Source organism: Brevibacillus centrosporus (assembly GCF_003710815.1).
Lineage (GTDB): Bacteria > Bacillota > Bacilli > Brevibacillales > Brevibacillaceae > Brevibacillus > Brevibacillus centrosporus.
In genome coordinates this window covers 1-9,351 of sequence record NZ_RHHP01000055.1, presented here as the reverse complement: position 1 = coordinate 9,351, position 9,351 = coordinate 1, and the positions used below count along the sequence as shown (strand labels likewise).

The following is a 9,351-nucleotide window of genomic DNA, read 5'->3' as shown; positions in this document are numbered from 1 at the left end:
CTTCAGTGCCATGGGTGCCACTTCGAAATATTTGAAACCTTTTCGATACAGCGCCATTCTAACGCCCCATCCGATACCACCGAGCTGGATAGCCTGCTGAGAAGAAAAGCCGAAGCCTTCGATGCAGATGATATCCCCCGTCTGCACATGGTCCATGATTTCATCAACCAGTGTGGTCATTCGAATGGGGTCCTGGCTACCGATCCCCGTAAGCTCCTTCTGCTTGACTACATTTCCCTGCTTGTCCAGTGCGACGAATCCCGTTTTGGTTGACGGGTCGATTCCGACAAATCGCATGTATGTTTCCCCTCTTCGAACTTTCTCTTTTGTTAAGCACTCAATCCAAGTCCCTTACACTTTATTTCGTTTGAACTTTACATATCCAGAAAAGAAGTGCGGGTCCTGTGCTTCGATTCGATCGACAGCCATTTTTGCGCGATTGGAAAGAATTTGTTCCGGATTTGGAAGTGCAAGAGCTTCGGATATTTTTTCGTAGCTGGAAAAGAAACTTAGTTCCTGAATTGCGAAAGCGAGTAGTTTGTACAACTGATATTGCACTTCTTCCTCTGGCGCTTTCGCATCCAGTTCACGTCCTGCTTGCATCCCGTTCCCTCCCATAGGCACCGATCCGTGCCGATCTTTATAAAATCTCTAACTGTAGCTTTTTACGTCGCTCCGAGAACAGCTTCGCTTTTGCCTCTTTCCGATCGATTGGGTAGATCGGTCGAACTGTGAAGCTGATCTCAATGTCCGTTCCTTTGATGAGTATTTCCGTGTACTCTTGAATCTTGTAAGCCTGTCCCTCGATGTAGTGGACGGTACCTAACTCGTACAATCTGAGACGCTCATTGTCATGCTTTGCCTTTACAAACGCTTCTACAGCATGCTGTTGTTTATAGGCTTTGTTCATCGAAAGAAAGTCTGTCTTAGTCAGATCCTGACATGTGAACCAGATGGTCAGTTCGTGACCATATAGTTTAAATCGCTCTATACCGAGAATGAGATAAGACTTATCTCGTATCTCGATAACGTCCCCGATCTTGTGCGGTTGCTTGAAGAGACGGGTGGTCGATTTTACCGTAGTAATTATCCGTTCCGTTCCCATGTACTACCCTCCCCTTATCACAAGTAATGTTTTGTTAAGACAAACGTTCTGTCAGTTCGTTGTATTCCTCTACCCATTCTCTAGGAATGGTCCGATTCACATTGAGATACCGAGCGATGGCAGATACGACCTCATCAAGTCTCTTTTCTTCCCAAATCTTTCGAGGCATGAGCCCTAATGGAGGTTTAATATCAGAACCCTTTTGCCAACTGGCTCCGCATCCGCACTCCCACCAGACGATGTTTCCGTTTTGTGTTGAGTACAATACTTCTCGGCTGCATTTACTGCACCGCATACCCATGGACATACCCCCTATTCAACAAACCGATTGTTTTGTAAACCCTTTAGCTCGATCTCGTACATCAAGCCATCGAATTGTATTGGTTTGTACCCTAGCTCGATTGCTTTTCGCAGCGATCCGTGATTGGCGTCTATGAGAGCGACAGGCTTGCCTTGTAAATGACCGCAGCAACTATTTAATGTTCGTACTCCTTGTTCGTTCAGCCAGACAATCTCATCCGCTATGCAATCATCTATTTCAATTTCAAACGGACATGGAGTGATCGTTACTGTTCTACGATTACCAGTCACGCACAATTGCTTCCCCTCCATTTAGCAAATCGTGTGGTTTGTTACTTCGCCCGTTCATACGTCACGTCATTGAACCAGAGACTCAGCAGGTATGCGCAGCCTTCCATTTTGTGTTCGTGCTTTGGTTCAAAGGATGCCATGCAAGCTTGGATGTGTCGCAATGCTTTCGCTTGGTCAATTCCCTCTTTTGGAACCCATTTGCAGTTCTTCAACCCGTAGAAGAACCAGTCTGATACAACTCTGACCCATTTATTGCTGCCGTACATCCCGAATCCGTCCGGAATGTCTGAATATGCCGGCAACAGTTTCATTACGCTGCCACCAAATACCGTATCAAGCTTTGTGACGTCCTGGACTTCCATCGATCATTCCACCTTTCCAAAATTACCGATTTGTTAAGTGCTTCCTACTGTCCAGATGCCTCAACCAGTTTTGTCATCTCATCCACATTTCTCTTGATCCTCTCAATCGCATGCTTCATATCAGGGTGCATTCCTTGGCCAAGCATTTCTACAACATCGTTCGGCCACCATCTGCGATTAGTATTAATACCTGCTTTCTCAGCTGCCTCTTTGATCTGAGTAAGCTGTTCACCTTTATTTCCGCCATATCTCAGCTCATCTTCCAACTCTTTGACCTTTGTCCTCAGTCCGCTGATCTCATCGAACAAACGGCCTTTAAAGTCCTGTCCGATTCGCAGACGTGCTTCTTTTTGTGTAAGGTATGATTCGATCATCTCCCGCCGATCGCTGAAAAACGGATGGCGGTCAGAGTCGGTTCGTGACAGAAGGATGTAATACAGCAGGTCAGCTGGTATATCGATCAGACGATATTTAGCTGGTCGTTTCGTTACAAGGGCGCCAGTATCAGGGTAATACCAGATAAGGCCAACCCCATCAGTTAGCTCCTCTGGCGCGATCAAGCCTTTCGGGCAGACAAAGCTGAAGCAGTGACAATGCGGCAGGTATCCCGGCCATTTTTCATCCTGCAAGAAGTCACTTCGGCTCACTTTGACCTCGTATCCAGTCAGGCGTGGCTTTGCCCAGCTCTTTTTGATTGCAAAAGCATCGAACTTCAGCAGTTCCTTATTGCTCCATGTCGCGCCGGTCTTTACTTCGGTAAGAAACAAATCATCCATATGGCGTTTGGACAGTGCCCGTTTGATCTCGTCGGCCTTGACATTCGACTTTCCTGCCATGAATTTCCCTCCCTAACTATTGTGGCAAGTCTACTTCTTGCCACTTCGCCCAATAATCGAAATCGTAGCCATCTTCGCGTGGCGTACTTTTTTTCATTTTTTCCTCGTCCACCACCACTAACGCCCTTTTGAGGACTGTGTAATCTTCAAAGTCGTCTTTGCTGCTGACTAATTCCACGTATCCGTCTTCATCTACACCTTCGCCCATAAGCCGATCTTTGGTCAGCTCATACTGTCCTTCTGCTTGCCCGATGGATTCATATTCCCTGCTGGACCAGGAATGGCTGTCGACCCTATATTTTTTCAAAGTCTTCAACTCCTTTTTCACAGTACACAAAATGTTAAATCGCGCACACCTCCGCGTTCATATCCGGGTCCGAGAAGCAGCCGCACCCGCCGATATCGAACATGTCAATCTGCTTTGGCTCTCGCTCATCATCGTAGTGAAGTTCCCTGATCGGGTATGGTTCACTCGACTTCTTCATGAAACTGTATTGCTTGATCTTCGCGTATTCATAGATTGCCCCGGCCGCTGGATGAATGTACAGTTTCGGCTTATCAGCTCTGCCATAGAAGTAATCCCGGTATGCATCATCCAACTCCTGTAGCATGATCTCTTGGACATGTGGCGGTATCCTGTCTGCCTCTGGCACCTTGGTATCCGTAATGTACCGGTATGCCGAGACGCACATTTTCAGGTGATGCTCCTGCTCCATGATCTGACGGAAGACGTCAGGCATCTTTTGTTTCAGATTCTTGTAGTGCCCCTGGCCAGCCTTCACGCACCGCCCATTACAGTTGTTGTGGCTGAATCCCAGATCGTACATCACAGGCTGCCTGATCCCGTACCTCTTCAGCACCTCGTTGTTGTCAATGAAGTGGTCAATCGCTGGCATTTCCACTTGGAACGGTTGCCAGTTCTTCTTGATCGGTCCCTGCCGGTGCATTTCCTCGAAGCCGATTCCGAAGTACAGGGTTGCATCTGTGGTAAAGCCTTCGTCTTTCAGGTGCTTCTTGTTCCGCCATTTCTCAATTGCTGGCCTTTTGCCTTTCTTTAGAAAATCTGCTGCTACCCGCATCTTCAAAACCTTCGAGCAATCACCGATCATGCTGTTGAAGACTAATTTCTTTTCAAACATAAGCTCCACCGGATTGAGCCCAGCGCTGTGCGTCAGCATCGGCAGCTCCAGCTTGTCTGATGCCTCATCGATAAACCGATACAGATCGAAGTTTTCCCAGAGCGTGTCCGTGAAGTAAAGCACGATATTGTCCTCTGGATAATTGGTTTTCACCCAGTCAGCAACCGAAAAGCTCGACTTCCCTCCGCTGAAAAAGATGATGTGATTTCGCATTTCGGCGCCTCCTTTCGTTACAAACTGAGCGATTTGTATTCATCCACCAATACGCGGATCGATGCATTCCCACTCGTAATCGTGGAATTGTATTTCATCGTCTTTGATTACCTTGCCCCTGTGAATCTCAATATCCTGATTGAATTCCATACCCTTTTCGAAAGCGTAGATTTTAAAGTCGAGATTGTACTTTTCAGAGACCTTGGCCAATCCTTCAACGTCAACCGCCCAAGCGCACTCCACATCAAGAACGAGTATCTGATCATACCACCATTCGATGACCGTTCTTTCTACGAAGCATCTCCGTGTCCCGTTTATGTGTAGAGCGTGTAGGTCGCTTTTGATCGTAATACTGCATTCGTCTTCTTCAATCTCTGGTTGTTTTGTTTCACCGAGATACCCAACAGGTTTTAACCCTTCCTTCAGAAACCGCAACACGTCTTCTTTTTCTCCACGCACTTTCAACGCACCGTTACACCAATTTGGCATTTATTCCATCCCCCTTGTTTTACATAATTGAGCTTGTGTTAAGCCGCCTTTATTGTCCCAACTCCCCATGGCATAATGACCAAAAGGAGTTGGGCATATGGAAAAGTCGTTTTATTACTCTGTCCCCTGGTCAGAGATCAGTTACCTGAAAGAAGCTCTGACCTCTATGGAAATACCATTTGTGATCGAGCAGCCCTCAGATAAGCTGCCGCTTGAAGAAGGCGAGGTCGCGATTGTCTTCCCCGACATGCACGTTCGAGTCTACAACCATGTCCGGGAGCTTTTTGGCGGCCACGGGAAACGGTATGAATAACTCTCACTGCCTAAATTGGCAATCTGTTTTAGTCTCCTGAGCTGGTGGGCAGTACGTGTCCATGAGAACCGCTCTGAGGTGGCACTTCTTCCAGTCGGACTTCGTGCATCCGCTGCAGTTACTTCCGATCGCATACATGGTCAGATCGTGTATCAGTGGAACATCGATAATAGCTTGGCTCTCACCTGGTTGAGTTCTGGTCCTGATTAGCAACTTGGACTCAACAGCAATCTTGTTCACCTTGTCCAGATCATGTGGGTCCAGTTCTTCTTTAATTGCCTCATATGCACGCTGTGCGAATGAACGGGCGCGGCGTAGATCGCCTGCAGCAAATTTGAATTTTTCATGCTTCGCCAATTCTTCCAGCGTTACCATGTTGAGCGTCAGCAACAGTAACTGTTCCTGTTGATTGCGGTTCAGATAATTAATTGCCATCTCATTTCCTCCCGTTCCACGGCGGTAGAGCACCGCCTACCTTCCAGTTGTTCACATGCGGATTTATTATCGATTGCTTTATGTGCTCGTTAACGTCTCTGGTGACAAACCCACGTCTCCAGGGATGATCCGGCTTCGGTTTGTGCTTTTTCCCCATGTACCATCAACCTCTCACCTTAATCATCCAACCACGCAGACAAGTTAACCGGTTTGGCCTGTTGTGGGGCTGGCTCCGGATCTGGCTTCACATCCCCCTGCACTTCGGGTTCTGGTGCCTCAGTTCCGTCTATCCGATAAAGGTAAGGGAACTTGAGAAGTGTTTGCTCTCTCCGGTATTCCTCTACCCTTGATGAAACGAAATCGTACTTTGCCATCAGCTCAGCCTTGGCTTCCTCTGTCATAAGCGGATGCTCCATTTGTTTCGCTTTCTCCAGCAGCCATTCCAATGAATTTTTCAACTGCTCATCGTTTTCGATTTTTCGCATTTCCGAAATCACGCTCTTTCGGCGGCAATTCTTCAAACCGTTGCATCCATCCCTTAAAGAGAAGACGGAATTCGTTCACTCCGATGTCCCGTCCCTTAGCGATGAATGACTGCACCACTTTGCCTCCACTTGTATCTGTATCTTCCGGATCATGCCAGAGGAATTCCACTACATCAGCGTCCTGCTCGATGCTTCCCGATTCTTTCAGGTGGGAAAGCTGTGGCTTTGAAGCATTTTCCGAATCACGTGTCATTTGAGATAGGAGAATGAACACGCAGTCCAATTCCCTGGCCAGTTGCTTCGCTGCCCGAGTGACTTTACCAATGGCATCCGATCGTGTTTCCCCTCGCTTCTGAGGAATGCTCATGATCTGAAGGTAGTCAACAGCGATAGCTCCAATTTTCCCGTATTGTCGTTTGAACAGCCTGGCAGTTGATCGTATTTCGTCAATTGTTACGCCAGCGCTGTCTTGTACGAACAGTGGGTACTTCTTCAGCGTTTCGTATCGCTGACGAATCTTGCCCAGTTCTTCAAAATCAAGGTTCTTGCTCTTGATGCGGTTGTAATTGACGCCTGTAGTCATTGCCATCCAACGATCATAAATCTGTTCCCTGCCCATTTCTTGCGACCAAAGCAATACTGCACCGGCATCCATATGCGCCTTTCCATTTCGGTGCTGCCGAGCGATGCCGTACAGGAATTGCAGAAGCTTCGCAGTCTTCCCGGCGCTTGGCCTACCGGCTAGTACATATAGCCAGCCTCGCCATAGCCCCTTGGCCCATTCGTCGAAGTTTTTGAAACCTGTGAGGATGAATTCAGCTGGCGTTGTCAGGTGAGCAAAGTAGTCCTCCTCACTCTCTGCAAAGCCCATCATTTTCCGTAGGCCTTGTGGTCGGAGCTCGCTCACAATCGACTCGATTGCAGCAAAGTATTCCTCGTCAGAAGTGAAGTCCTCGCTGTACAGGTTGGATATTTTCATGCCTGCTTCCGTCCCACGTCTGCGGAGCGCCTTAGACCGGACGATCTCCGCGTAGTAGGTTACGTTTGCCGCTGTGGGGCAAGATCGGGCAAGTTCAGTGAGATACGCAGCTCCACCAGAATCATCAATCCGGCCGTAGTTCAAATACTCCGAAGTCACTGTAACGATATCAACCGGCTTGTTATCTCGGTGCAGGTACCGCATGACCTCGAAAATCTTTTGATGACGTATATTTGAGAAGTCTCTGGCCTCCAAAAACCCAATCGAATCCAAAGATTTCTGATCCAGAAAGACCGCACCGAGGACAGATTGTTCCGCCTGTATATCGCTTATTTCAATCTTCCCAATAAAACTCATCTGGATCTTTCCCTTCTTGTATCCATCGTTGTAACGCAATATCTTTATCACGGGGATCAGCTTTAGGCTTCTGTTGCTGCTTGGGCTTCGCTGAAACCTTCATTTTCAATGCCAGCTCCCCAAACTTGTCCCTGAGTGTCTTGGCTGAAAGAACGTTTGTCTTCCAGAAAGAGTCGGCAGTTACCCAGTCAATGACTTCTGCGATCAGTCGCTTGTCCTCGACTTTGTTGATTTCAACCAGCTTCCGGAATTCATCAGCCCATTTATGTAGGTCAGCTTTTGCAATAGATGAATGGTTGAAACCTTCTGCCTCCGCCATCTCTTTGATCTTGCTGTGGAAGTAAACTGCCATTTTAAAATAGGTGCTGTCCTCGGCATACGTTTTGCGTTGTCGAGTTTCTTTCTTTTTTTCTTTAATCTTTTCTTTCTTAGTACTCGACGTGGAGTACGGTTCTGTACTCACCGTGGAGGACACTTCTGTACCTAACGTGGAGTACAGTCCTCTACGTGGAGTACACTCAGTCCATTCAGCATAGTTCTTGTTGAAAGTCACTACTCGTGAACCTCTTCCGCCAGCCCCGACGACATTTATTATGTTCCGGTCTATCAACGCCGAAAGTTCTCTGTCTACTTGACTCTTGCTTGCTCCTGTTGCTTTGGACAGAAAACTCAGTGACAGATCGTGTTCCTTGCGCTGAAATCCGTAGGTGTATCTCCAGACGGCCAGCACAATACGGAACTGAGTGCCATTCAGGCTGACTTTCATGATGTTTTCGAGTATTTCATTGGCAATCCGTGTGTAGCCGTCCTCGATTTGAGGCATTCACCCCACCTGCTTTACAGCTTCATTTCACTCGTAACAAAAGTACTTATCCGCTCAGCCAGGTCAACTCCGTCTGCCTGGTCATTCCCTGATGTTGGAATGGTTGTCCACTCTTCGTAAATGGCCTGGACGCCTTGCTTGATCCGATCCTGTAGCGACAATTCAACCGTGTACCCGTGGACCAGAGCTTTTAAGAGCTTGTCCGCTCCCGTATCACTCTCGAAATCCTCACTCGAGTAGGTGTATGTGTATTGTTTGATCACATAGAGAGCATCGATTACTTCGCTTGGATAATCCCTACACAAATTTTTGGGGTTAACAGATAGCGTGATTATTCCGTAGTCAGACATTTCAACACCACGGCATTTCTCGATCGCATTTGCTACATCTTGTGGCAAGATTACTTTTTCTGATATAGCTACGGTTTTGAGTTCCTGTTGGAGCTGCTGGTTCATTTTCCGTTGTTTTTCCCACGACTTTTCCCATCCCACAGCAGCCCTACGCCTTTCTTCAAGCCTCACCTCAAGTAAGGAATTTCGCCCCTTACTTACCTTCAATTCCTGGCGTACCTGTTGTAGCTCGTTTGTCAGAGTTTTGTATTGCTGCTCCGTATACAGCTTTTCTTTTGGGATGGTGATAGCGTGCGTCTGAAGAATCTCAATCCCGGAATACTTCCCTTCAATGACCTGATATGGTCTACCGATATCAAAAGGATTACCACCGGGTAGAATTCTTGCTTCTAATTCTTCTCCAGCACTGATCCAGCCCTTATCCGTTCGTATATCTTTTACCAATCTGATTTTGAACACTTAAATCACCTCGCGAGCTTCGTATTTGTTTTGCGTTGGGAAGAGCGTTGCGTATGCCGGAATCCATTCGGGTGGATCGTACTTCTTCAGATAACCAAGCTTGTTCACGAAAGGGAGAACGGACTCCTGATCATTTAAAGCATTCAGAAGCTTCCAGCATCCCTCTACGTCATTTAGTGCCCGGTGAGCGCCTTCCATCTCCACGCCATATTTGGAACACATGTCAGTCAGTTTGTGAGGATACGTGGTGCGTTCCCGCGATATGGTTAGTGTGTCGATGAACGAATTGTCGAAGGTTTTCCCGGCTAATCTCTGCATGCCCCAATGTAGGAATTGAAGATCGAAAGCAGCGTTGTGGGCGACCAACAGACTATCTTTCATGATGTTTCGGAGAATTCGAAAGGCAATGTTTTCG

Annotated in this window: 15 protein-coding genes and 1 pseudogene; 1 reads left to right on the top strand and 15 read right to left on the bottom strand. The window is 47.4% G+C overall.

The window, feature by feature from the left end; all coding sequences use genetic code 11:
- From EDM55_RS29385 to EDM55_RS29340, 9 genes and pseudogenes are all read right to left on the bottom strand, one after another.
- Positions 1-297 (bottom strand): annotated as a pseudogene (locus EDM55_RS29385) (hypothetical protein); the annotation flags it as partial.
- Between the two features lie 54 nt (positions 298-351).
- Positions 352-603, bottom strand: a complete 252-nt coding sequence (locus EDM55_RS29380; protein ID WP_122962088.1) for a hypothetical protein — start codon at positions 601-603, stop codon at positions 352-354.
- A gap of 37 nt (positions 604-640) precedes the next feature.
- Positions 641-1,105: a hypothetical protein gene (locus EDM55_RS29375; RefSeq protein ID WP_122962087.1), complete on the bottom strand. Its 465-nt coding sequence runs from the start codon at positions 1,103-1,105 to the stop codon at positions 641-643.
- Between the two features lie 312 nt (positions 1,106-1,417).
- On the bottom strand, positions 1,418-1,696 hold the full coding sequence (locus EDM55_RS29365; RefSeq protein ID WP_141296403.1) for a hypothetical protein: 279 nt from the start codon (positions 1,694-1,696) through the stop codon (positions 1,418-1,420).
- A gap of 41 nt (positions 1,697-1,737) precedes the next feature.
- Positions 1,738-2,058: a hypothetical protein gene (locus EDM55_RS29360; protein ID WP_122962084.1), complete on the bottom strand. Its 321-nt coding sequence runs from the start codon at positions 2,056-2,058 to the stop codon at positions 1,738-1,740.
- Positions 2,059-2,102: 44 nt separating this feature from the next.
- Positions 2,103-2,894 (bottom strand): hypothetical protein, encoded by a 792-nt coding sequence (locus EDM55_RS29355; protein ID WP_122962083.1) that lies wholly within the window; start codon positions 2,892-2,894, stop codon positions 2,103-2,105.
- 16 nt (positions 2,895-2,910) lie between these two features.
- Complete coding sequence (locus EDM55_RS29350; RefSeq protein WP_122962082.1) at positions 2,911-3,201, bottom strand: hypothetical protein; 291 nt, start codon at positions 3,199-3,201, stop codon at positions 2,911-2,913.
- Between the two features lie 34 nt (positions 3,202-3,235).
- Entirely contained in the window at positions 3,236-4,246 is a 1,011-nt protein-coding gene (locus EDM55_RS29345) for a phosphoadenosine phosphosulfate reductase domain-containing protein (RefSeq protein WP_122962081.1), read from the bottom strand.
- Positions 4,247-4,285: 39 nt separating this feature from the next.
- Complete coding sequence (locus EDM55_RS29340; RefSeq protein ID WP_122962080.1) at positions 4,286-4,735, bottom strand: hypothetical protein; 450 nt, start codon at positions 4,733-4,735, stop codon at positions 4,286-4,288.
- Between the two features lie 97 nt (positions 4,736-4,832).
- Here EDM55_RS29340 and EDM55_RS29335 point away from each other — a divergent pair, with 97 nt between their 5' ends.
- Positions 4,833-5,048 carry a hypothetical protein gene (locus EDM55_RS29335; RefSeq protein ID WP_122962079.1) on the top strand — a complete coding sequence of 72 codons (216 nt, stop codon included), beginning with the start codon at positions 4,833-4,835 and terminating at the stop codon, positions 5,046-5,048.
- Positions 5,049-5,051: 3 nt separating this feature from the next.
- Here the strand turns inward: EDM55_RS29335 and EDM55_RS29330 are convergent, their stop codons facing one another.
- The 6 genes from EDM55_RS29330 to EDM55_RS29305 form a co-directional block, all read right to left on the bottom strand.
- Positions 5,052-5,483, bottom strand: coding sequence for a DUF5651 domain-containing protein (locus EDM55_RS29330; RefSeq protein ID WP_122962078.1), 432 nt, complete (start codon positions 5,481-5,483; stop codon positions 5,052-5,054).
- A gap of 176 nt (positions 5,484-5,659) precedes the next feature.
- Entirely contained in the window at positions 5,660-5,968 is a 309-nt protein-coding gene (locus tag EDM55_RS29325) for a hypothetical protein (RefSeq protein ID WP_122962077.1), read from the bottom strand.
- On the bottom strand, positions 5,946-7,304 hold the full coding sequence (locus EDM55_RS29320) for a replicative DNA helicase (RefSeq protein WP_122962076.1): 1,359 nt from the start codon (positions 7,302-7,304) through the stop codon (positions 5,946-5,948). The genes EDM55_RS29325 and EDM55_RS29320 overlap by 23 nt, the downstream gene beginning before the upstream one ends.
- Positions 7,282-8,127, bottom strand: coding sequence for a replication protein (locus tag EDM55_RS29315; RefSeq protein ID WP_122962075.1), 846 nt, complete (start codon positions 8,125-8,127; stop codon positions 7,282-7,284). Before EDM55_RS29315 ends, EDM55_RS29320 begins: the two co-directional genes overlap by 23 nt.
- A gap of 14 nt (positions 8,128-8,141) precedes the next feature.
- On the bottom strand, positions 8,142-8,936 hold the full coding sequence (locus EDM55_RS29310; protein WP_122962074.1) for a hypothetical protein: 795 nt from the start codon (positions 8,934-8,936) through the stop codon (positions 8,142-8,144).
- The coding region (locus EDM55_RS29305) for a 3'-5' exonuclease (protein WP_148040084.1) at positions 8,937-9,351 on the bottom strand (415 nt) is incomplete at its 5' end.

What these genes read in the sequence shown, in the direction of transcription:
- EDM55_RS29380 (WP_122962088.1), bottom strand. Translation starts at nt 603, where the DNA reads ATGCAAGCAGGACGTGAACTGGATGCGAAAGCGCCAGAGGAAGAAGTG.
- EDM55_RS29375 (WP_122962087.1), bottom strand. Translation starts at nt 1,105, where the DNA reads ATGGGAACGGAACGGATAATTACTACGGTAAAATCGACCACCCGTCTC.
- EDM55_RS29360 (WP_122962084.1), bottom strand. Translation starts at nt 2,058, where the DNA reads ATGGAAGTCCAGGACGTCACAAAGCTTGATACGGTATTTGGTGGCAGC.
- EDM55_RS29355 (WP_122962083.1), bottom strand. Translation starts at nt 2,894, where the DNA reads ATGGCAGGAAAGTCGAATGTCAAGGCCGACGAGATCAAACGGGCACTG.
- EDM55_RS29345 (WP_122962081.1), bottom strand. Translation starts at nt 4,246, where the DNA reads ATGCGAAATCACATCATCTTTTTCAGCGGAGGGAAGTCGAGCTTTTCG.
- EDM55_RS29340 (WP_122962080.1), bottom strand. Translation starts at nt 4,735, where the DNA reads ATGCCAAATTGGTGTAACGGTGCGTTGAAAGTGCGTGGAGAAAAAGAA.
- EDM55_RS29335 (WP_122962079.1), top strand. Translation starts at nt 4,833, where the DNA reads ATGGAAAAGTCGTTTTATTACTCTGTCCCCTGGTCAGAGATCAGTTAC.
- EDM55_RS29330 (WP_122962078.1), bottom strand. Translation starts at nt 5,483, where the DNA reads ATGGCAATTAATTATCTGAACCGCAATCAACAGGAACAGTTACTGTTG.
- EDM55_RS29325 (WP_122962077.1), bottom strand. Translation starts at nt 5,968, where the DNA reads ATGCGAAAAATCGAAAACGATGAGCAGTTGAAAAATTCATTGGAATGG.
- EDM55_RS29320 (WP_122962076.1), bottom strand. Translation starts at nt 7,304, where the DNA reads ATGAGTTTTATTGGGAAGATTGAAATAAGCGATATACAGGCGGAACAA.
- EDM55_RS29315 (WP_122962075.1), bottom strand. Translation starts at nt 8,127, where the DNA reads ATGCCTCAAATCGAGGACGGCTACACACGGATTGCCAATGAAATACTC.